The organism is Rhodococcus sp. ACS1, from assembly GCF_002300155.1.
Taxonomy (GTDB): domain Bacteria; phylum Actinomycetota; class Actinomycetes; order Mycobacteriales; family Mycobacteriaceae; genus Rhodococcus_F; species Rhodococcus_F koreensis.
The window spans coordinates 660,502-681,522 of the sequence record NZ_NSDZ01000004.1 but is presented as its reverse complement, the minus strand read 5'-3'; the positions used below and the strand labels follow the sequence as shown (position 1 = coordinate 681,522).

The window sequence follows — 21,021 nt, the reverse complement described above, 5'->3', positions numbered from 1 at the left end:
TGCGAAACAGCGGACATCCGATGCGGTTCGGCGCCGCATGCGGGGGTCCGACAGTGGAATGGGAGAAGAACCGCGGTCGAGGCCCGCGGGCGTAGGTCCACAAGGTAGTGACAACGACCACAGCAGTCAACCATCGGCAGGGCCGGACGACCCTCCCCCGGCGGCCTGTGCGTATCTGCGCGTTGCCGATCCGGTGATGCACCGGGATGCCCCCTTCTCCAGATCGTGCCCGAGACGCCTCTCCCATCGGGGGGAGGTTCGGGGTAGTTCGGAGGGATAAGACGACTTCGGACTACTCACAGGCACGGACTGTTCGCAAGATGTGAGGAGTGTCGTGCGCCACACCTCACGTGGACATTGCATCCGTGGACACTGCATCAAAGGAGCCAACCCATGATCGAAACCCATGACTGCGACTTTCACCGTCGCGACCCGGACGATTGGACCTGGACGGAGACCACCGCCCTGATCTTCAGCGTTCCCGAGGCCGGCATTCTCGGCAACGCGTACGTCCTTGCACGTCCGAACCTCGGTGTGGCCTTGTCGTCTGTCTGTCTCGTCCAGGGAATCTGCAGCGACGCGTCCCAGATCGATTTCAACGATTGTCAGGTCCACCTACCGTGCCCCAGCTCCTTCACGGATTTCAGCCTCCCGAACGGTTTGAGCGTGAAGGTCTCGAACGCGCCCCGTGACTACCACTTCCGCTACGAGCATGTCCTCGGCAACTGCTCGTTCGATCTGACCTTCGAGGCGCTGCATCATCCCTTCGACATGCACGATCCGGCACAGAATGCGCTCCTGTCGAAAGCCGACTCGGTGGCCACGCTCGACGAGATGGGCGATGGCTGGGCAACAGGACATTTCGAGGCCAAGGGCCACATCACCGGTGAGCTGGAACTGCGGGGCAAGCGATACACGGTCGACTGCTACGAAGGCATGGACCACAGCTGGGGGCCACGACGGGACGTCGGAACCTGGGCGGTGTCCTGGATTTCCGTGAATTTCGGTCCGGAGCTGGCGATGCACCTCGCTGTCGACATGACGATCGAACAAGGCGAAGTTCACTACCGGAAGTTGCGATTCGGATTTGTCACCGAACACGGACAGACGCGAAGCCTCGTGTCCGCCGAGGTCGAGGCGACCCGTGTGGACATGCTCACCATGTCGAACCGCATCAAGGTGCGAGACGACCAGGGCAGGGAGTGGGAATTCTTCGGAAATGCTGTCGCGGCGCACCCGTGGCACGCGTTCAACCCGCGCGACGTCGCCTACCAGAGCCTCCACCGATATGAACACGACGGACGGGTCGGTTACGGCGAAATGGCGGACATCTTCGGCCTCGACTACCTCTCCGAGCGGATGTCCAGGCACGGAAGGAAGGGATGACATGACCACCACCGGACGGAGCGGCCTCCTCACCGCCGCGGACTTTGACTCGCGTGACAATCCGCCACGCGAGTTCATCGACGAGATGCGAAGCCGCTATCCCGTGGACAGCGAGCTCGATCGCATGTTGGTGCGCAAGCTCGAGCGCCGGACGAGTGCCCCGTATCAGCGCATCAGTCTCGACAACTTCGTCACGTGTCTGGATGGGCTGCTGCGCGAAAGCATCGCAGGCAGCTACGAGATTTCCGATGCGCGTTGGCTTTCGGGTGGCGCATCGAAAATGCAGATGGGATTCGATCTGCGGTGGGACGATCCGGACCGCGGCCTCGTGACCGACAGATTGGTCGTGCGGATGGACCCTTCGGAGTCACTCAATGCCACGAGCCGCCGGCAGGAGGCCGAGATCCTCGGCGCGGTCCGGGGTGCCGTGCCGGTGCCCCGGGTCTTCTGGCTCGACGCGGACGCGCGGTGGTTTCCCGAACCCGCACTCGTCTACGAGTTCGTTCCCGGCGTGACGAAACCCCGAACCACGGGTACGGGAGCGGTGAGTGGGCTCGGCACCGTGTTCGGGCCTGCGCTCCGAGAGACGCTCGGCCACCAGTTCATCGAGCATCTGGCGGCCCTCCACACGTTGGACGTGGACCGCCTCGGCCTGGAGAGTTTCGACAGGCCCCTGCCCGGGACGACTCGAGCAGCCGAATGGAAACTGAATCAGTACCGCCGGGTGTGGGAAGAGGATCGCGGCGAGGACCATCCGCTCATGGACGTGGCCGCCGGCTGGCTGAAGCGCAACCTTCCCACCGTCGATCGTGTGAGCGTCGTGCACGGAGACTTCCGGAGCGGAAACTTCCTCTTCGACGAGGAAACCGACACGATCACGGCGTGGCTCGACTGGGAATACTGCCATCTCGGCGACCGGCACCGAGACCTCGCATGGGCGACCGACGCCACGTTCGGTCACGTCGATTCCGAGACCGGCGAGTACCTGGTCTGCGGTCTGTTCACCGAGCAGGAGTTCCTGCAGCGCTATGAAAAGGCATCCGGCCTCGTAGTCGACCCCCGGCGTCTCGCCTATTACAAGGTGTCGAACACCTACCAGCTGATTGTTGCCACTCTCGCAACGGCCTACCGGGTGACCCGACTGGGGAAGACCCATCAGGACGTCCTCCTGACCTGGGTCAAGGGCATGGTGCCCGTTCTCTCGCAACAACTCGTCGACCTCCTGGAGGGGCAACTCTGATGGCCGATCACTCCGAGAATTTCCTGCGTGCGGTCATCAAATCGTTGCGCGACGTCGTCGGCCCAGCCGTGGACGCGGGCGATCCCATGGCCCAGGAACAGCTTGCGCTGTCGATCAGTACCCTCGAATTCCTCCAGAGCCGACTGCCACGCCTGCACGCGCGGGCGGTCTTCGAACTCGAACACCACCTTCGTCTGGCGAAAGACGTTCTCGCCGAACTACGCGGCGCGGAAGCAGCGCAAGACCTCGCGAAATCGGTGGAATACGGCGATCAAGTCATTGCCGTACCCGGAGTCGACGACAGCGTTCTGACGCGCGCGACGGCGGCAATCGCTGCGAACCTGCGGGCGCTACTGGATGCGGATATCGAAGAGTCTGCCCGTGCTCGTGCCGAACGCACGATTATTGCGGCCATGGCGGAACGGATCACCTTCGAACGTGCATGGTATCTGCCCATGGGGTTCGACCCGAGCCCGTTGTCGGCGCCGGCGCTCGACGACGTTCTACCTGTCCACGCCGGATAGACAACCGAACCCGAGAGGCCACAGCCATGACATTCGACTACTCAACTCTGTACATCGGCGGAAAGTGGATCGAACCGGCCACGACAGCCACGATCGCCGTCCACTCTCCGACGACGGAACAACTGATCGGTTCTGTGCCGGACGGAGCCGAAGCCGACATCGACCGCGCCGTCGCGGCCGCCCGGGCGGCGTTCGACGACCCCGTGGGGTGGGCGACGTGGAGTCCGTCCGAGCGTGCAGACGTGATCGAGCGTTTTGCACTCGAACTCGAGTCCCGGAGCGAAGAGACGGCGCGGCGCGTCAGCTCCCAGAACGGAATGCCGATCGGACTTGCCCGGCAGTTCGAAGGCGCATTTCCCGCAGTAATGCTGAGGTACTTCGCCGATCTGGCGTCCACCAGCCCGCAGGACGAGATTCGACCTGGCTTGCTGGGAGGATCCACGCTGGTTTCGCGGCTGCCCGTCGGCGTGGTCGGAGCGATCGTGCCCTGGAACGTGCCCCAGGCGATTTCCTTCCTCAAGCTCGCACCTGCCCTGGCGGCCGGATGCACCGTGGTGCTCAAGCCCGCCCCGGAAACGGTGCTCGACGCATTTCTCATGGCCGAGTCGGCCGAAGCCGCGGGACTACCACCCGGGGTGCTGAACGTCGTTCCTGCCGGCCGCGAAGTGGGCGCCTATCTCGTCTCGCACCCAGGCGTGGACAAGGTGTCGTTCACCGGATCAACTGCTGCCGGCCGGGGCGTCGCCGAGGCTTGTGGCCGGCTTCTCCGTCCGGTCACGCTCGAACTCGGCGGAAAGTCGGCCGCGGTCGTGCTCGACGACGCCGACCTCGATTCCACGATCGAGAAGTTCATCGGGGCCACGATGATCAACAACGGTCAGATCTGCTGGCTCAACACTCGGATCCTCGCACCGAAGTCTCGTTACCAGGAGATTCTCGACACCGTCACCGACATCATCGCGTCCCTGACCGTCGGTGATCCACTCAGCGACTCGACCCAGGTGGGTCCGCTCGTGTCGGCACGACAGCGGCAGCGCGTGGAGGGCTACATCGCGAAGGGACTCGCAGACGGTGCTCGCCTGACCACGGGTGGCGGGCGTCCCTCGGGGGACGGCTGGTTCGTCGAACCCACGGTGTTCGCCGATGTCGATCCGCGAGCAGTGATCGCGCAGGAAGAAATCTTCGGCCCGGTGCTTTCGGTGATCCCGTACACGGATGAGACGCAGGCGATCGCTATCGCGAACGACAGCGAGTACGGCCTGGGCGGAACCGTGTGGACCGCGGATCCCGACCGCGGCACGGCTGTTGCGCGCCGAATTCATTCCGGGACAGTGGGTATCAATGGTTATGCCAATGATCCGACCGCGCCGTTCGGTGGAATCAAGAACAGCGGCCTCGGCCGTGAGCTGGGCCCGGAAGGCCTTGCCGGTTATCAATACCCCATGAGCATCTACCTCGATGCCGGGACCGCCTGAACCACCCCTTGTCCATTTGGTCCAACCATCTTAAGCTCAACCGAGAACGTCAGCGGCACAGCGCCTGGCCGGCCCGATCCGGGCTCAGCTCGATCGGCATGTAGTGCCGCGTGAGAAAGGGTGACGACGGGTTGCGCGAACGGACTGAAGAGGTGGCGCCGACCGAGCGTGTTCGTCTCGGCCGGCGCACTACCTCACCGATCGACGTCCTCGATCGACTGTCCGGCGATGTCGCCGACGCGATCGAGCAGGGCCTTCTGGAGTCCGAGGAACTGTCGGACATCGGCCGACTCCTCGTCCGATTGGAAGCATCGCGACTGTCCCGTGGGGATCAACGCGCCCGTCACTTCGAGGACACCGCGGGAAAGATCCGCGACTTGATCGCGTCGCCTCCCCGCGACGGGACCATGATCGAACTCCTCGAAACGAACTTCACTCCGGCATGTACCGCATTGGGATTTCGGAGGTCGCTGCTCTCGACTGTCGAGAACGGCACGTGGCAGCCCGAATTCTTGCACGTCGACAACGCTCTCTCCGATTCTCACGCGCCCTTGAAGCACTACCTCGGGCAGAACGTCATCGATCTCGTCTCCGCTCCACTGGAGGCCGACGCCATTCGACGGCAGATTCCCCATCTGGTGATCTCGCCGCATACCCATCAGTTGACGTACAAGCCCCTGATGACGGTCTCGGACTCACAAGGGTATGCGGTCGCTCCACTCGTCTCACGGGCCCGTGTCATCGGCATGATCCACGTGGACCAGTTCGACGAGGAGGCCACACGTGCCGACCTCGAAAAGGTGACATTCCTGTCGGAGATGATGGGTATGGTCGCGGAACGCATCATTCAGAATCGCCGCCTCGCGTCGCTCATGGAACGTGTCGCGAACATCGTCGCGTACTCCGAAAACCTGATGGCGGGTCACGCAGACATCGATGTGCTCGACAGCCGCGGCTCCGTTTCGTCGTCGAGGACGAGTGAATTGCTCACACCACGTCAGCATCAAGTTCTCGGCGATCTCGCGGCCGGACTCTCGAATGCGGAGATCGCCCGAAAGCTCGGCGTATCGGAAGGCACCGTCAAGTCCCACGTCAAGCAAATCTTCCACAAACTGGGCGTGCACACCCGGGCAGCCGCTTCCGCTGCCTATCGTTCGGACCGCACGGCGGGCTCGGCACAATGACGACGAAGAACGACGGAATCCCGGATCCTAGCGTCCGCACACTCCGCCAACTGTTCGACGACGGACAAATCGCCCTCGAGATGTCCCGGCGGGAGCGCGCGACGAGCGCCGACGCAATCGACGACAGGGTTCGGTTCGGCCACTTCGCGGCGCGGATCGAGGATGCCGTCACCGAGGTACTCGACGGTATTCACACCGTGCCGGCCGAGGCGCGCCCATCCGTCGCCGCGCTCGTCGTGCGGTCTCTTCGACTCCTCCAGTCGTTGTCGTCGGAGGCGGACGACATCGAGTTCGGCTTGTACAAGTCCCTGTCGCTCGTGGCCCAGACATTGCGGCGCACAGAGCAGTTCGCCGATGGGCTGGACTTCGTCTGCCAACAGCTGAATGTCGTGACAGGAGGGCCCGTCCTGTGCTCCCGGGTGGTCGACGACCAATGGAGAGTCGTCGCCTCGAGCGGTGTCGCATCGTCGGTCGTCGGGTCGTCCGTGCTGCTCGCCACCGGCTCGGCGGAGCACCTCGCCCTTACGGAACGACGGCCGACGCCGTCGATTCGACCGGCTCAGCAAGCCGGGGGTGTAGTTGAGAACGCACTCGGCACCGACTCGTACATCGTTGCGCCCCTGGTATCGAGCCGAAATACATATGGCCTGATCCACTGTGGCTTCACCGGACCGGACCCGACTTCGATGTGTGCCTTTCTGTCGCTGCTGGGAGAGCTCGTCACTCTGGCGTGGACCAACCGCAGCAACGACGCGGAATTCGACGAGTTCGAGTCCCGCGTGCGCCGAGAATTCGAGCCCCACTCCGCGCACCGGGACGTGCCCGGCCGTCGAGCCGGAGAGCAGGTCGCTCTCACACGCCGGGAACGTGAAGTGCTGCAGTTGGTGCTTCACGGTGTTTCCAATGCGAGAATCGCGACCACGCTGTTCATCTCGGTGGAAACGGTGAAGTCCCACGTGAAGAACGTCCTGCGGAAATGCGGGGCGGTGAACCGCTCCGAACTCATCGCACAATTTCCCGCCGGCGGTGCACGTATCGGCGCGATTCGCACGAGTGCGTAGTCGCACCCTCGAGGAAACTCGTCACGCGACATAACGAACGCGCGGCCGGATCGCTCCGGGCCGCGCGTTCGGGATGATGCCGTCAGGACATCGTCAGACCACCGCTGACGGACAGGGTCTGTCCGGTGACGAATTCTGCTGCATCGGAGGCGAAGTACGCCACCGCGGCACCGATGTCCTCCGCCTTGCCGAGTCGCTTCATCGGCACGGCGCGGGTCATGCCTCCGATCACCTTGTCGGCCTCCTGACCCGAGCTGTCGGCGAACTTGCGGAGCGCCGGGGTGTCGGTCGGGCCGGGGCACACGGTGTTCGCGGTGACGCCCTTGGTCGCGATTTCACGGGCGAGGGTCTTGGTGAAGGCGATGATGCCGCCCTTGGCGCCCGAGTAGACGGCCTCGAGCGACGAGCCGACGCGGCCGGCGTCCGAACCGATGTTGATGACCCGGCCGAAGCCGCGCTCCACCATGCCCGGGACGGTCGCCTGGATGACCCGCAGCTGGCCCTTGAAGTTGATGTCGAGGATCCGGTCCCAGAACGCCTCGTCGGTCTTCAGGAACGGCATGAAGTCGTCCCAGCCGGCGTTGTTGACGACGATCTCGACCGGGCCGAACTGCTCGGCGACCTGCTTCACCGCGGCCTGCACGGACGCGGTGTCGGTGACGTCGACGGGCACGGCGATCGCCTGGCCGCCGGCGTCGCGGATTCCGGCGGCGGTCTCCTCGGCGACCTCCAGGTTGAGGTCGGCCACCGCGACGCGGAAGCCCGCTGCCCCGAGGGCGTCGGAGATGCCCTTGCCGATGCCCTGTGCACCGCCGGTTACGAATGCGACTCGATTACTCATGTTCTTCTCCGTCTTGTGGTGTTCGTGGGGGAAAGCGGTCAGCGCGTGCTCGCGGCCCATTCGATGGGGCCCGCGACGATCGAGTGACTGGTGAGTTTGCGGCCGAGCACTGTCTGAGCTTCGCGCGCGGCCTCGATGACCCGCGGAAGGTCGAGACCCGTCTCGACTCCCATCTCGTGGAACATGCTCACCAGATCCTCGGTGGCGATATTGCCCGTCGAGCCTGCCGGAACGGGGCAGCCGCCCAGCTCTCCGAAGCTCGATTCGAAGCTCGCGCAACCTGCTTCGAGTGCAGCGTACGCGTTGGCGAGGCCCTGGCCACGCGTGTTGTGGAAGTGCGCGGTGACCTCCACGCCGGGCAGCCGGTCGAGCGCCGCGGCGAAGAATTCCGACGCGTATGCCGGGTTGCACATGCCTGTGGTGTCGCCGAATCCGATCTCGGTGGCGCCGGCCTCGGCGAACCGTTCGGCCAGGTCCAGCACGCGTCCCAACTCGACCTTGCCCTCGAACGGGCAGCCGAACGACGTCGCGATCACCGCGGCGCAGTCGAGGCCCTCGGCGACGATCCGCTTGGCCATGACGTCGTTGTCGGCCATCGTCTCGTCGACGGTGCGGTTGACGTTCTTCTTGTTGTGGGTCTCCGACGCGCTGACGAAGATTGCGACCTCGTGGAACTTGTCGCGCACCTTCAGTGCGTTGTCGAGGCCCTTGCTGTTGGGGACGAGCACCATCAGTTTGGTGTCGTCGGGCACCTCGATGCGCTCGAGGACCTCGACGCCGTCGGCCAACTGCGGGATCACGTCCGGCCGCACGAAACTGGCGACCTCGATCCGGGTGAACCCTGCCCGCCCGAGGGCGTTGATCAACCGCACCTTGTCGTCGGTCGGGATGTGCTCCGGTTCGTTCTGGAAGCCGTCACGCGGTCCGACCTCCCGGATCTGGACCCGCTGCGGACGTGCCATGGCGTTGACTCCTTTCCCCTCACTCCGTTGCGGATGCAAGGTCGTACTCCTCGAGATCGAATTCCAGCCTTTCGCGGTGCTCGGGTGCCGCCACGGCGATCATGCGCCGCGCACGCTCGCCCAGGGAACATCCGCGCAGTGCCGCGGCACCGTGTTCGGTGACCACGAAGTCCACGTCGGCGCGGGCGGTGGTGACCGCGCCGTATTCCAAAGCAGTCTTGATCGTCGACTCCCCTCGCGAATCCGCGCGCATCGCGATGATCGAGCGGCCGCCGGTCATCGCCGCGGCCCGGGAGAAATCCACCTGACCCCCGACGGCACCGGCGTAGGTCGTGTTGCGCAGTTCCGCGCCGACCTGCCCGGTCAGGTCCACCTCGATCGCCGAGTTGATCGACACGAACGATCGCAGCTGCGAGAGAACCTGCGGCGCATGGGTATAGCTCGCCGGGCGGAAGGCCACCGGAAGACCGGGCAGCCGGTCGTACAGTGCCGCCGTTCCGAGCGCGGCGCCCGTCACGTGCAGCCCCGGATCGATCTCCTTGCGCGCCCCGGTCAGCACGCCCCGGTCGATCAGTCGGAGCGCCGCGTCGGAGATCATGCCGGAATGCATCCCGAGGTCCTTGTGTCCCTCGAGAGCGGTGAGGACGGCGGCGGGCAGCGTCCCGACGCCGATCTGGATCGTGTCTCCGTCCGCCACGAGATCGGCGACGTTCCGCGCGATCGCCCGTTCCACCGCGGCGGGCTCACGGTCCGGCGCCTCGAGCAACGGCCGGTCGGTTTCCATTACCGCGGCGAACCGCGACAACGGAATTCGTGGTGCGCCCAGCGTGACGGGCATACGCCGGTTGATCTCGGCGATGAGAACCGGGGTGTGGTCGAGGGCGTCCGCGATGTAGTCGACACCGACCCCGAGCGAGCAGTTCCCGGCCGAGTCCGGCGGTGACACCTGCACGAACCCGACGTCGCACGGGAGCCGCCGTTCGGCGAACAGCCGCGGCAGTGCCCCGTAATGGCAGGGCACGACCTCGAGTCGGGCGAGGCGGCGGAGTTCGCCGAGGCCACCGTAGGAGACGACGGAGAGTTCGTCGGGCAGTTCGCTCGTCAACCGCCGATTCCAGGTCAGTCCCACGAATGCCCGGACCGGGCCGATCGACGAAACCTGGTCGAGCAGGGCGTGGACGAGCGGGGTGGGTTCCGCGCTCGTCTGGCTCCACCAGATTCCGTCGCCGGGCCGGATGTGCGGCGTCAGGTCGATCATCAGTCGATCCGCTGGATCAGGGTCGCCGTTCCCAGGCCGCCGCCGCAGCACATGGTCACCAGACCGATTTCGGCGTCACGCCGCTCGAGTTCCGCGACGATGGTGGCGATGAGCCGGGCACCGGTCGCGCCGACGGGGTGACCGAGCGCGATCGCACCGCCGTTGACGTTGACCCGGTCCATGTCGGGCTTCAGTTCCCGCTCCCAGGCCAGAACGACCGAGCTGAACGCCTCGTTGACCTCGAAGAGATCGATGTCGTTCATGCTCATTCCGTTGCGGTCGAGCAACTTCCGGGTGGCCGGGATCGGACCGGTCAGCATGATGATCGGGTCCACCCCGACGGTCGTCTGATCGAGAATCCGGGCCCGGGCCCGCAGTCCGTGCGCATCGACGGCCTCGCGGGAAGCGAGCAGCACACCGGCCGCCCCGTCCGAGATCGGCGACGAACTGCCCGCCGTGATCCGGCCGTTCTCCCGGAACACCGTCTTCAGCCCGGCCAGGCTGTCCAGGCTCGTGCCGGGGCGGATGGTCTGGTCGGTGGACCGGGTCTCGCCCGCGAGTTCGAGGGGGATCATCTCGGCGTCGAAACGGCCCGCCTCGATGGCCTCGGTCGCCAGACGATGGGAGCGGACGGCGAACTCGTCCATCTCCTGCCGGGAGATCTCCCACCGGTCCGCGATGAGTTCGGCACTCTCGCCCTGGTTCACGAAGTCGTACCGGTCGCGCAGCGCTTCCGGCCACGGGTCGCCGTACAGTTCGGAGATCTTGGCCGGTGAGTTCATCGGCACGTGGCCCATGTGTTCGACACCGCCGGCCACGACGACGTCGTGGGTGCCGGAGCCGACCAGGGCGGCGCCCATCTCGACAGCCGTCTGGGCGGATCCACAGCGGCGGTCCAGGACGACGGCCGGGACCTCCGGCGGGTAGCCGACCTGCAACCAGGCGTTGCGGCCGATGTTGCGGGACTGCTCGCCGAACGGTGCGGTGCACCCGATCACGAGGTCCTCGACCGTCGCCGGAGCCAGCCCGCTGCGGCGGATCAGTTCCGTGTACACCGCGCCGAGCATGTCGTTGGGATGGGTGTCGCGGAACCAGCCGCGGTCGGGGTGCGACTTGCCCATGGGGGTGCGCGCTGCTTCCGCGATGATCACCTCGCGGGCGGAGCGCTGGAAGGGGTTGCGCTTCTCGGCCATCAGATCACCGTCCCGCCGTCGACGGGCAGCACCTGGCCCGTGATGTATGCCGCGCCGTCGGACGCGAAGAACACGAAGCTGGACGAGATCTCGTCCGGTTCCGCCCAGCGGCCCAACGGGATCCGCGCGAGCGTCTTGGCGGCGAGCTTTTCGTTGCTCCGGATGTTCTCCGTCATCTTGGTGGCGGCGAGCGGCGCAATCGCGTTGACCGTCACCTGCTTCTTGGCGAGTTCCCGCGCCAGCGACTTCGTGAGACCGATGATGCCCGCCTTCGCGGCACCGTAGTTGGCCTGCCCGATGGTGCCCACCAGGCCGGCCGCGGAGGTCACGTTGATGATGCGCCCACTGCCGTCGGTGGGCAGGTACGGGAGGACGGCCTTGCTGCAGACGAAACTGCCGACGAGGTGAATGTCGACGATGCGGCGGAAGTCGTCTTCTTCGAGGTTCGGGAACATTGCGGGCGCGATGGCGCCGGCGTTGTTGACCAGGATGTTGAGCGTGCCGCCGTTCAGGGCGGCGGCCTGCTCCGCCGCCGCGGCGGCCGCGTCGCCGTCGCGGACGTCGAGGGCCGCGGACTTCGCCGAACCGCCGGCCGCGGTGATCTCCGCGGCCACGGCCGCAGCGGCCTCGCCGTCGACGTCGGTGACGAGCACGGCCGCACCGGCTCGCGCGTAGGCCTGCGCGACCGAGGCACCGATGCCGCTGCCGGCACCGGTCACGAGGGCGGATTTTCCGGTGAGTTCGAACATCAGTAGCTCCTGGGAAGGCCGAGGACGTGCTCGCCGAGGTAGTTGAGAACCATCTCCTGGCTGAGCGGGGCGATCTTGGTCAGGCGGGCTTCGCGGAAGTACCGGGCCACGTGGTACTCCTCCGAGTAGCCCATGCCGCCGTGGGTCTGCAGGGCGCGGTCCGCGGCCTGGAAACCGGCGTCGGCGCACAGGTACTTGGCCATGTTGGCCTCGCGGGCGCAGGGCTTCCCGTTGTCGTAGAGCCACGTCGCCTTGCGCAGGACGAGTTCCGCGGCGTCGAGTCGGGCCAGCGAATCGGCGAGTGGGAACTGCAGTCCCTGATTCATGCCGATGGGGCGGCCGAACACCTCACGTTCGTTGGCGTACTGGACGCCGCGGCGCAGGGCGGCCCGGCCGATGCCGAGGGCCTCCGAGGCGACGAGCATGCGCTCCGGGTTGAGGCCGTCGAGGATGTACTTGAAGCCCTTGCCTTCCTCGCCGACGCGGTCCTCGACGGGGATCTCGAGGTTGTCGATGAACAATTCGTTCGACGTGACCGCGTTGCGCCCCATCTTCTTGATCGGGCGGATGTCGACCTTCGAGCGGTCCAGGTCGGTGAGGAACAGCGTCAGACCGTCCGTCTTCTTCTTCGCGTCCTCGAACTTCGTGGTGCGGGTGAGGAGAAGGATCTTCTCCGACTCCATCGCCTTGGAGATCCAGACCTTGCGGCCGTTGACGATGTACTTGTCGCCCTCACGCCGCGCGAAGGTGGTGATCCTGGTGGTGTCGAGGCCGGCGCCGGGCTCGGTGACACCGAAGCAGACGTGCAGGTCGCCGTCGACGATCCGCGGAAGGGTGCGCTGCTTGAGTTCCTCGGAGCCGTGCACGATCACCGGGTGCATTCCGAAGATCGACAGGTGCATCGAACTCGCGCCGTTCATGCCGGCGCCGGAAGCGGCGACTTCCTCCAGCAGGATCGAGGCCTCGGTGATTCCCATACCGTGCCCGCCGTAGGCCTCCGGTGTGGTGATGCCGAGCCAGCCGCCCTTGGCGAACGCGTCGTAGAACTCGGTGGGGAACTCGTGCTCGCTGTCCTTCTCCACCCAGTACTGCTCGTCGAACTTGCCGGCCAGCTCTCGCACCGCATCTCGGATCGTCGCCTGATCCTCGGTCAGATCAAAGTCCACAGCACGTCCCGTCGTCGTTGGTTCCGTTTGGACTTAAGTTACTAAAGGACAGACCAAAAAGTCAACGGCCGATCACCCGGCGGCGGGCAGGAGGGGCAGATCCCGCGCCAGGCGCTCGTTCCACACGCCCGGGCCCCCGAACAACTTCTCGTCGAGCTTGGCGCGCTTGTAGTAGAGGTGCAGGTCGTGTTCCCACGTGTAGCCGATCGCGCCGTGCATCACGAGGGCGCTGTCAGCCGCCTGCACCGCATTTCGCGGCACCTGAGCCTTGGCGACCGCGGCGTGGATCGCACGGTCGGCGAGGCCGAGATCGACCGAGGCCGCGGCGTAGTAGGCGATGGAACGTCCCGCCTCGACGGAGACGAGAATGCCTGCCGCAGCGTGCTTCACAGCCTGGAACGACCCGATCGGGACGCCGAACTGGTGGCGTTGCTTGCTGTAATCCACCGCGAGCCGCAGCATGCGGTCCATCGCCCCGAGCGAGTCCGCGGCCACGAGCACGGCCGCCCGCAGTCCGGCGTCCTCGAGCGTGGTGGCCGCGTCGACGTCGAGGCGCTGTCCGGCGGCGTTGTCGAACCGGACGTCCGCGGCCGCACGGGACGGGTCGAGGAGGTGCCGCGGTTCGACCGCGACGCCGGGGTCGTCGACGCGCGCGAGGTACAGGGCGGCGGTTCCGTCGGGGTCCGTCGCGGGGACGACCAGCAGTTTCGCCCGTTCGGCGCCGAGCACCGTCGCGACGCGACCGGTCAGTGCGCCGGTCTCGTCGGCGCGTACCGAGTCGGCGACGCCGAACGGTCGGGTCGCGTCGACGGCAACGGCGGCGAAGCCACCTCCGGCCAGCACGTCGGCGGCGATGTCGGCGGGCAGCATGGGTGCCGCGAGAACCGACGCGGTCCAGGCACTCGACGGAGCGGCGTACCGGCCCAGCGCCTCGGCAGTCAATGCCAGTTCGAGCAGACCACCGCCCTGACCGCCGATTTTCTCGTCGAGACCGGCGGAGAACCAGCCCTCCTCGACGAATTTCTGCTCGAATTCGGCAGGATCTCCCGATTCACCCCACTTGCGGACATTCGCCGGAGCGGCGAACCGTCCGAGCCAGCCGTCGAGGGCTTCGGTGAACATTTCCTGCTCTTCTGACAGTTCCCAGCGCATACAACTGGTCCTCTCGATGAGACGAAGAATAGGCTGCAAGACAAGTGCAGCGAGAACCCAATGGTATATTAGGTCTGACCGTTAGACCAGAGAGGGCGGGGAGCCATGCCACCAGCCGTGCCGAACACCACCCGGAACGGACGTTCCTCCATTCAGTTGACACCGATGGAGGTACCGAAGGCGTCGGACGTCCTTGCCAACGAACTGCGCGAGCGCATTCTCAGCGGGGACTACGTCGAGGGCACACCGCTGCCACCGGAGCGCGAACTCGTCGTCCAGACGAAGATGAGCCGCACCACGGTGCGCGAGGCCCTGCGCATCCTCGAAGTACAGGGACTCGTCCGCATCAAGGCGGGCCGGGCCGGTGGCGCCTTCGTTCAGCGACCGGGTGAACAGTCCATGGCCGACACGGTGGCACTGCTCATCCGTGGTCGTCAGATCCGCCTCGCCGCACTGCTCGAGACCCGCGAGGCGATCGAACCGTTCTGCGCACAACTCGCCGCCCGCCATCGCACCGACGAGGATCTCGCCCGACTGGACGCCGCCAACGACGACATCGCCGGAGCAGGCGACAAACTCGACGACTTCCTTCAGGCGAACATCGATTGGCACGTCGCCGTCGCGAGCGCCAGCCACAACGAACTGTTGTCAGGTCTCATGATCTCGCTCTCGCGGGCCATCTACGCCGCGACCGAGAACGAAGGATTCATCGACGACAAGGTTCGCGAGATCACCGTCAAGGCGCACCGCTCGGTGACCAGGGCAATTCGCGAGAAGGACGCCGAGGCCGCGGTACGACGCATGAGCAGGCACGTCCACTCGTACGCCGAGTCGATCAAGGACTTCGAGCAGCGCACCGACATTCCCCTCGACGAATAGCTTTTCCGTCTTCCTGCTTCGACGACGAAGGCCCCACACCGTGCGGTGTGGGGCCTTCGTTGTACTCACGACGCTGCGTTGCTTGCCCCCGCCACCACTGCGCGGATCTCGTCGACGGCCTCCGGGTTCTCGGCACCCGACAGGTCCCCGGGATCGATGTCGAGCGCGGCGGCCCGCACCGCTCGGCGCAGGATCTTCGCCGACCGGGTCTTCGGCAGGCGCGACACCCGGTGAACAGCGCTCGGCGCGAACGGTTTCCCGAGTTCCGCGGCAACGCTGGCGACGAGTTCGGCCGAGATGTCCGTCGTGTCGGTGTCCGCGCGGGGAACCCAGAACGCCCAGACCGCCTCGCCCTTCTTCGGGTCGGGGACACCGACCGCCGCCGCCTCCGACACCGCCGGGTGCGCCGTCAGTACGGCCTCGACCTCCGCGGGCGCGAGACGCTTTCCCGCCACGTTCATGACGTCGTCCGATCGGCCGCGGATGTACCACTGACCGTCGTCGTCGACGAGGGCGTAGTCGCCGTGCCGCCACATGCCGGGGAACGTGGACCAATACGCCTCCAGGTAGCGTTCCTCGTCCTTCCACACCCCGCGCGTCATCGACGGCCACGGTTGCCTGCAGACGAGTTCGCCCTGTTCCCCGCGCAAGGAGCGTCCCGCGTCGTCGACGACGTCGACGTCCATACCCAGGGACGGACCGCCCAGCGAGCAGCTGTGGATCGGCTCCACCGGATACGGCGCAAGGAACGAGCCGCCGACCTCGGTGCCGCCGGAGAAGTTGATGATCGGCACCCGGCCGCCGAACACGTCCCGCGCGAGCCACTCGTACGAGTCCGGGTCCCACGGCTCGCCGGTGGACCCGATCGTGTGCACGGAGGACAGGTCGTACCGTGCCGCGACGTCCGTGTCCCGTCCGCGCAGGGTACGGATCAGCGTCGGTGAGACACCGAGCATCGTCACCCGGTGACGCTGTGCGAGCTGCCACAACCGGTCGGTGTCCGGCACGTCCGGCGAACCTTCGTACAGCACGAGGGTTCCACCGTTGGCGTGGGTGCCGATGATCGACAGCGGGCCCATGATCCAGCCCATGTCGGTGATCCAGCAGAACACGCCGCCGGGCTTCAGATCGAACGAGTACGCGACCTCGCTGGCCGTCTTCACGAGGAACCCGGCGTGGGTGTGGACGGCACCCTTCGGCTTGCCGGTGGTACCGGACGTGTACGCCAGCGCGAACGGCTCGCCCGCGTCCATCGCCTCCACCGGGCCCGGGTCACCGGCGTTGCCGAGGAGCTTGCCCCAGGAGATGTCGCGATCCGTGGAATCGACTGAGACGCCGATGTTCTCGACCACGACGACCGACTGCACCGTCGGGCACGAGGCCAGCGCGTCGTCGAGGGCCGGTTTCATCGTGACGGACTTGCGCCGGCGGACCGTTCCGTCCGCGACGATCACCACCTTGGCGTCCGCGTCCTGGATGCGGGACGCGATCGCGCTCGGAGCGAACCCGGAGAACAGCGGAACCAGCACCGCACCGAGCCGCGCGACGGCATACACCGACACGACCGCCTCGGGGATCATCGGCAGGTAGAGGGCGACGGCGTCGCCCTTGCCGACGCCGAGTTCCCGCAGTCCGGCCGCGGCCCGCTCGACGTCCGCCGCGAGTTCGCGATACGAGAGGCTGCGGACCGTGCCGTCCTCGGCCTCGTGCGCGACGGCCGTCCGGTCGGCGACCGCGGGATCGGCGAGCCACCGCTCCAGACACGCGTCGACGACGTTGGACGTGCCCCCGACGAACCACTCCGGGTACTCGATTCCGCGTGAGGTGTCGAGCACCTCGCGGTACGGCGATCGGAACGGCAGACCGAGGTCGCGGACCACGGCATCCCAGTACCACCGCACGTCGGCGACGGAGCGGGCGCGGAGTTCACCCAGGCCCGAGAGTCCGTGGGCGCGGGCGAGCCGGGTGACGTTGGCGTTCTCGACGTACTCGTCGGTGGGGCGCCAGGTGTAGTCGGACACGGTCAGCTCCTAGGCATTTCGAGCATGCGCTCGGCGACGATGTTGCGCTGGATGAAGGTGGAACCGCCGGCGATGGCGGTGCCGCGGGCCTGATATGCGAGCCGTTGCCACCGCGCCGTCTTCTGCGGCTCGTCGTCGAGGGCGAATTGCCCGCCCACCGGCTCGAGGGACAGCCGGAAGTCGGCGAGTTCCTCGACGAGGGGGCAGAAGAACAGCTTGCCGATGGACGTGACCGGCCCCGGTGGGCCGTCGTTGGCCGCGAGGGTGATGACGCGCTGACCGATGAGGTAGTGCACGAGGGCCCGGCCGTAGAGATCGGCGACCTTCTGCCGGATCACCGGGTCCTCGCCGAGCGGACGACCGGCGTCGTCGGTCATTCCCGCGATGTCGGAGACGATGTCGTCGACGGCACGCTTGGTGTTGACGCGGCCCGTCGCGATCGCCACCCGCTCGTAGGCGAGCGTGCCCATCGCGACCTTCCAGCCGCCGTCGACCTCGCCGACGACGAGGTCGTCGGGGATGAACACGTCGTCGAGGAATACCTCGTTGAACTCCGCCTCGCCGAGCATGTGCGCGAGCGGTCGCACGGTGATTCCCTCACTGTCCATCGGGACGAGGAAGTACGTGATGCCCTTGTGCCGCGGACCGCCACCGGTGCGGGCGAGCAGGATGGCGTGGGCGGCGATGTGCGCGCGGCTGGTCCAGATCTTCTGCCCGTTGACCTTCCAGCCCCCGTCCACCTTGGTGGCTTTGGTGCGGAGGGAGGCGAGGTCGGACCCGGCATCCGGCTCCGAGAACAGCTGGCACCAGATCTCGTCACCGGCCAGGATCGGTCGAAGGAACCGTTCCTTCTGTGCGGGTGTCCCGAAGTCGATGATGGTCGGGCCGGCGAAGTCCTCACCGATGGTGTTGAGGCGCTCGGGTGCGCCCACCCGGTCCATCTCCTCGGTGAAGATGGCCTTGCGGATCGGGTCGGCGGCCTGGCCGCCGTACTCCTCCGGCCACGACATCCCGCCGTAGCCGGCGTCGAAGAGCAGCCGCTGCCATTGCTGCCAGAACGGCACCTTGTCGACCAGATCGACCGGTTCCGGCCACGGCAGCGTCGGGACCGCTTTTTCGGCCCACTCCCGGACTTCTGCACGGAATGTGGCCTCGTCTGGGGAATCAGCGAGCTCCATTGCACCCTCCTCACGAATTTAGGCTCAATGATACTATAGGTCAGTCCAAAAAGGAGGCCCGGATGTCCGACCCACTCCCTGCCGGCGTCGTCGACCGCGTCGAATACGACGTCGAACGCGGCAAGATCCGCGAATTCACGCGCGCCACGTTCACCACCGATCCCGTCCACACGGATCCGGCCGTCGCGCGCGACGCCGGATTCCCCGACGTGCCGGCCACTCTCACGCACACGGTCGTCGCCGGACACCAGCGCGACCAGCGCGCGTTCGTCGACTCGCTGGGCCTGGCCCTCGCCCGGGTGGTGGTCGGTTCGGTCACGTGGACGTACCTGCGACCGCTCACCGCCGGCGACCACGTGGTCGGCACCCGCCGCGTCGTGGCCGACGAGCTGCGAGAAGGCAAGCGCGGCGGGACGATGCGCGTCGTGACCCTCGAGACCGAGTACGTCGACACCGGCGGCGAGCCCGTGGTCCGGCTCGAGGAAGTCCTGATCGAACGAGGAGAGCAGCGATGAGAACACCGGCGAAGGTACGCGTCGGCGATACTCCGGACGTCCGGGTGGTCGGTCCGGTGACCCAGACCGACATCGTCCGGTTCGCCGGGGCGGGAGGCGATTTCAACCCCTTGCACCACGATCCCGGCTTCGTGGCCACGTCGGGCTTTCCGGGCGTCATCGCGATGGGTCAGATGCAGGCCGGGATCCTGGCCGGATGGCTGTCCGACACGTTCGGTGTCGAGCATGTGCGCTCCTTCGGAGTCCGGTTCGTCGCTCCGGCCTTCCTCGGCGACACACTGACCCTGGGTGGCACGGTGGTGTCGATCGACGAGACCGAGGGCGAGTCGCTCGCAACGCTCGATCTCGTCGCCTCCGGAGACAAGGGCCCGGTGGTCACCGGATCGGCGACGGTCGTGGTGGCCTCGACCTGATCACCCTTGTCGAACAATGCGAAAGGGGGCGAAGCCGATCGGCTTCGCCCCCTTCCTTGTTCGATCAGCTGACGGCCTGTGCCCGTTCCCGGTCGGCCTCGATCTTCGCCGCGATCTGGGCGCGCAACACGTTCTTCTGGATCTTGCCCGTGGCCGTCGTCGGCAGCGCCTCGACGATCTCCAGCCGCTCCGGAACCTTCTGGATCGCCACCCCCTGCTCGAGCAGGTAGGCCTTGATCTTCTCGAGCGTGACGTCGCCGTACCCGGGCGCGGCGACGAGGTAGAGGCACACCGCCTCCCCGAGGCGCTCGTCCGGCATCGCGACCGCCGCGACACCGCGGACGGCGGGATGAGCGGCCAGGAGGTCTTCGACCTGACGCACACTGATGTTCATGCCGCCGCGGATCACGATGTCCTTGGTCCGGCCGGTGACCCGCACGTAGCCGTCCTCGTCCATCCGGCCGAGATCACCGGAGAGGGAGTAGCCGTCGGGGGTGAACAGCTTGGCCGTCTCCTCGGGATTGTGGAGATACCCGAGCATGTGCATGGCGCCCTTGTAGGCGACGTCGCCCTCCTCGCCGCGCGGAACCTCGTTACCGAGTTCGTCGACGATCTTGACCGACTGCATCGGAAGCGGACGACCGTCCGAGGTGAGCGACCGCTCGGGCTCGTCGTCGACCGTGCACATGGTGGTCGTGACATTCTCGGAACGGCCGTACAGGCTGAGCACCTGCAGGCCGGGGAACAATTCGGCCGCCTTGGTGACGAAGCTGGCGGGGATCGGGGCGCCGGCCGCCACCCACAACCGCATGCTGCCGATGTCGTGCACGGCGGGGTCGTAGACGTCCATGACCATCTGCAGGAACGTCGTGGCACTCACCGCGACCGTGCAGCCGCGTTCCTTGATCTGTTCCATGCCCCGGACCGGCTCCCACACCTCGATGAGATGCGACGCCGCCCCGTGCATGAGCGGGAGGACGATGCTGGTGACCAGGCCGGTGGTGTGGGTGATCGGCGAGGGGCCGAACTGCACGTCGTCGGGCGTGTACGCGAACCCCTTGGCCAGTAGACGGGATCCGCAGGCGAACGTGTTGAACGTGTGGATGCAGCCCTTGGGACGGGACGTGGTGCCGCTGCTGTAGACGATGACGAACGGCTCGTCCGGACCGACACCGGGCCCGAGTTCATCGATCGCCTCGTCGGGGCCGATGTCCGCGAACAGCGACTCGAACGACACCGCACGATGCGGGAGTTCGCCGCTCCCGCGGACGACGACGACATCCTCGAGCGACTCGACGGCACCCAGGATGTCGGTGTACATGCCGGCGTAGTCGAACTTCTTGAAACTCTGCGGCGTAATCGCCAGCCGCACACCGGCGTTACCGAGGATGTACTCGACGTCGTCGCGGCGGTAGATCGGCATGATCGGCACCAGGACGGCGCCCAGTCGCGACAGCGCGACGGCGATGATCGCGAATTCGATCCAGTTCGGAACCTGCACGGACACGCGGTCGCCGGCGGCGATACCGTGGCGCCGAAGGCCCACCGCAAGACTCAGCGCCTTGTCGCGCAACTCCCGGAAGGTGATGCCGCCGCTGGTGTCGTCGGTCAGGAAGACACGGTCGCCCCGCTCGGCGACCTGAGCCTCGAGCATGTCGAAGAAGGTGTCGCGGTGCCACTGCCCGGTGGCATAGAACTCTCGGATCTGTTCGTCCGAATAGCGATCGGTGACCGATGCGAACGCCATGGGAAGCCTTCCTCTGTGCGCAGATGTGAAGAGGGAATAGAACACTCTGTGTTGGCCCTCACAATATAATGGTTAGA

General features: G+C 66.4%; 19 protein-coding genes. 9 read left to right on the top strand and 10 right to left on the bottom strand.

Annotated features, from left to right (window positions below; genetic code table 11):
- The first annotated feature begins 393 nt into the window (after positions 1-393).
- The 6 genes from CJ179_RS15440 (at position 394) to CJ179_RS15415 (ending at position 6,870) form a co-directional block, all read left to right on the top strand.
- Positions 394-1,386, top strand: a complete 993-nt coding sequence (locus CJ179_RS15440; protein WP_095862138.1) for a hypothetical protein — start codon at positions 394-396, stop codon at positions 1,384-1,386.
- Between the two features lies 1 nt (position 1,387).
- Positions 1,388-2,626, top strand: a complete 1,239-nt coding sequence (locus CJ179_RS15435) for a phosphotransferase family protein (protein ID WP_095862137.1) — start codon at positions 1,388-1,390, stop codon at positions 2,624-2,626.
- Positions 2,626-3,150, top strand: a complete 525-nt coding sequence (locus tag CJ179_RS15430) for a hypothetical protein (RefSeq protein WP_095862136.1) — start codon at positions 2,626-2,628, stop codon at positions 3,148-3,150. Before CJ179_RS15435 ends, CJ179_RS15430 begins: the two co-directional genes overlap by 1 nt.
- 26 nt (positions 3,151-3,176) lie before the next feature.
- Positions 3,177-4,625: an aldehyde dehydrogenase gene (locus tag CJ179_RS15425; RefSeq protein WP_095862135.1), complete on the top strand. Its 1,449-nt coding sequence runs from the start codon at positions 3,177-3,179 to the stop codon at positions 4,623-4,625.
- A gap of 110 nt (positions 4,626-4,735) precedes the next feature.
- Positions 4,736-5,809, top strand: a complete 1,074-nt coding sequence (locus CJ179_RS15420; RefSeq protein ID WP_095862134.1) for a LuxR C-terminal-related transcriptional regulator — start codon at positions 4,736-4,738, stop codon at positions 5,807-5,809.
- Complete coding sequence (locus CJ179_RS15415; protein ID WP_095862133.1) at positions 5,806-6,870, top strand: helix-turn-helix transcriptional regulator; 1,065 nt, start codon at positions 5,806-5,808, stop codon at positions 6,868-6,870. Before CJ179_RS15420 ends, CJ179_RS15415 begins: the two co-directional genes overlap by 4 nt.
- Before the next feature lie 82 nt (positions 6,871-6,952).
- Here CJ179_RS15415 and CJ179_RS15410 read toward each other — a convergent pair whose 3' ends face one another.
- The 7 genes from CJ179_RS15410 to CJ179_RS15380 form a co-directional block, all read right to left on the bottom strand.
- Positions 6,953-7,711, bottom strand: coding sequence for an SDR family NAD(P)-dependent oxidoreductase (locus CJ179_RS15410; protein WP_072937269.1), 759 nt, complete (start codon positions 7,709-7,711; stop codon positions 6,953-6,955).
- Between the two features lie 38 nt (positions 7,712-7,749).
- Positions 7,750-8,673, bottom strand: a complete 924-nt coding sequence (locus CJ179_RS15405; protein WP_072937104.1) for a hydroxymethylglutaryl-CoA lyase — start codon at positions 8,671-8,673, stop codon at positions 7,750-7,752.
- A 19-nt stretch (positions 8,674-8,692) separates the two neighbouring features.
- Positions 8,693-9,931: an acetyl-CoA hydrolase/transferase family protein gene (locus CJ179_RS15400; protein ID WP_072937103.1), complete on the bottom strand. Its 1,239-nt coding sequence runs from the start codon at positions 9,929-9,931 to the stop codon at positions 8,693-8,695.
- Positions 9,931-11,124 carry a thiolase family protein gene (locus CJ179_RS15395; protein WP_095862132.1) on the bottom strand — a complete coding sequence of 398 codons (1,194 nt, stop codon included), beginning with the start codon at positions 11,122-11,124 and terminating at the stop codon, positions 9,931-9,933. The genes CJ179_RS15400 and CJ179_RS15395 overlap by 1 nt, the downstream gene beginning before the upstream one ends.
- Positions 11,124-11,873 (bottom strand): SDR family NAD(P)-dependent oxidoreductase, encoded by a 750-nt coding sequence (locus CJ179_RS15390; RefSeq protein WP_095862131.1) that lies wholly within the window; start codon positions 11,871-11,873, stop codon positions 11,124-11,126. The genes CJ179_RS15395 and CJ179_RS15390 overlap by 1 nt, the downstream gene beginning before the upstream one ends.
- Positions 11,873-13,039 (bottom strand): acyl-CoA dehydrogenase family protein, encoded by a 1,167-nt coding sequence (locus CJ179_RS15385; RefSeq protein ID WP_005250871.1) that lies wholly within the window; start codon positions 13,037-13,039, stop codon positions 11,873-11,875. Before CJ179_RS15385 ends, CJ179_RS15390 begins: the two co-directional genes overlap by 1 nt.
- 72 nt (positions 13,040-13,111) lie before the next feature.
- Positions 13,112-14,191: an acyl-CoA dehydrogenase family protein gene (locus tag CJ179_RS15380; RefSeq protein WP_095862130.1), complete on the bottom strand. Its 1,080-nt coding sequence runs from the start codon at positions 14,189-14,191 to the stop codon at positions 13,112-13,114.
- Between the two features lie 117 nt (positions 14,192-14,308).
- On the opposite strand from CJ179_RS15380, the gene CJ179_RS15375 reads away from it, so the two are divergent.
- Positions 14,309-15,070: a FadR/GntR family transcriptional regulator gene (locus CJ179_RS15375; RefSeq protein ID WP_174705440.1), complete on the top strand. Its 762-nt coding sequence runs from the start codon at positions 14,309-14,311 to the stop codon at positions 15,068-15,070.
- Between the two features lie 65 nt (positions 15,071-15,135).
- Here CJ179_RS15375 and CJ179_RS15370 read toward each other — a convergent pair whose 3' ends face one another.
- Positions 15,136-17,091 carry an AMP-binding protein gene (locus tag CJ179_RS15370; RefSeq protein WP_095862129.1) on the bottom strand — a complete coding sequence of 652 codons (1,956 nt, stop codon included), beginning with the start codon at positions 17,089-17,091 and terminating at the stop codon, positions 15,136-15,138.
- Positions 17,092-17,093: 2 nt separating this feature from the next.
- Complete coding sequence (locus CJ179_RS15365) at positions 17,094-18,269, bottom strand: acyl-CoA dehydrogenase family protein (protein ID WP_072937097.1); 1,176 nt, start codon at positions 18,267-18,269, stop codon at positions 17,094-17,096.
- A gap of 62 nt (positions 18,270-18,331) precedes the next feature.
- Between CJ179_RS15365 and CJ179_RS15360 the strand changes: the two genes are divergently transcribed.
- Both CJ179_RS15360 and CJ179_RS15355 read left to right on the top strand, forming a co-directional pair.
- Positions 18,332-18,784, top strand: a complete 453-nt coding sequence (locus tag CJ179_RS15360; protein WP_095862128.1) for a MaoC family dehydratase N-terminal domain-containing protein — start codon at positions 18,332-18,334, stop codon at positions 18,782-18,784.
- Entirely contained in the window at positions 18,781-19,197 is a 417-nt protein-coding gene (locus tag CJ179_RS15355) for a MaoC/PaaZ C-terminal domain-containing protein (RefSeq protein ID WP_095862127.1), read from the top strand. Before CJ179_RS15360 ends, CJ179_RS15355 begins: the two co-directional genes overlap by 4 nt.
- A 64-nt stretch (positions 19,198-19,261) precedes the next feature.
- Here CJ179_RS15355 and CJ179_RS15350 read toward each other — a convergent pair whose 3' ends face one another.
- Complete coding sequence (locus CJ179_RS15350; protein WP_095862126.1) at positions 19,262-20,944, bottom strand: AMP-binding protein; 1,683 nt, start codon at positions 20,942-20,944, stop codon at positions 19,262-19,264.
- Between the last annotated feature and the right edge of the window lie 77 nt (positions 20,945-21,021).

Excerpts from the sequence above, each read along its gene's own strand:
- CJ179_RS15355 (WP_095862127.1), top strand. The coding sequence starts at position 18,781 with ATGAGAACACCGGCGAAGGTACGCGTCGGCGATACTCCGGACGTCCGG.
- CJ179_RS15360 (WP_095862128.1), top strand. The coding sequence starts at position 18,332 with ATGTCCGACCCACTCCCTGCCGGCGTCGTCGACCGCGTCGAATACGAC.
- CJ179_RS15415 (WP_095862133.1), top strand. The coding sequence starts at position 5,806 with ATGACGACGAAGAACGACGGAATCCCGGATCCTAGCGTCCGCACACTC.
- CJ179_RS15425 (WP_095862135.1), top strand. The coding sequence starts at position 3,177 with ATGACATTCGACTACTCAACTCTGTACATCGGCGGAAAGTGGATCGAA.
- CJ179_RS15430 (WP_095862136.1), top strand. The coding sequence starts at position 2,626 with ATGGCCGATCACTCCGAGAATTTCCTGCGTGCGGTCATCAAATCGTTG.
- CJ179_RS15350 (WP_095862126.1), bottom strand. The coding sequence starts at position 20,944 with ATGGCGTTCGCATCGGTCACCGATCGCTATTCGGACGAACAGATCCGA.
- CJ179_RS15440 (WP_095862138.1), top strand. The coding sequence starts at position 394 with ATGATCGAAACCCATGACTGCGACTTTCACCGTCGCGACCCGGACGAT.
- CJ179_RS15435 (WP_095862137.1), top strand. The coding sequence starts at position 1,388 with ATGACCACCACCGGACGGAGCGGCCTCCTCACCGCCGCGGACTTTGAC.
- CJ179_RS15390 (WP_095862131.1), bottom strand. The coding sequence starts at position 11,873 with ATGTTCGAACTCACCGGAAAATCCGCCCTCGTGACCGGTGCCGGCAGC.
- CJ179_RS15365 (WP_072937097.1), bottom strand. The coding sequence starts at position 18,269 with ATGGAGCTCGCTGATTCCCCAGACGAGGCCACATTCCGTGCAGAAGTC.
- CJ179_RS15380 (WP_095862130.1), bottom strand. The coding sequence starts at position 14,191 with ATGCGCTGGGAACTGTCAGAAGAGCAGGAAATGTTCACCGAAGCCCTC.
- CJ179_RS15400 (WP_072937103.1), bottom strand. The coding sequence starts at position 9,931 with ATGATCGACCTGACGCCGCACATCCGGCCCGGCGACGGAATCTGGTGG.
- CJ179_RS15395 (WP_095862132.1), bottom strand. The coding sequence starts at position 11,124 with ATGGCCGAGAAGCGCAACCCCTTCCAGCGCTCCGCCCGCGAGGTGATC.
- CJ179_RS15405 (WP_072937104.1), bottom strand. The coding sequence starts at position 8,673 with ATGGCACGTCCGCAGCGGGTCCAGATCCGGGAGGTCGGACCGCGTGAC.
- CJ179_RS15410 (WP_072937269.1), bottom strand. The coding sequence starts at position 7,711 with ATGAGTAATCGAGTCGCATTCGTAACCGGCGGTGCACAGGGCATCGGC.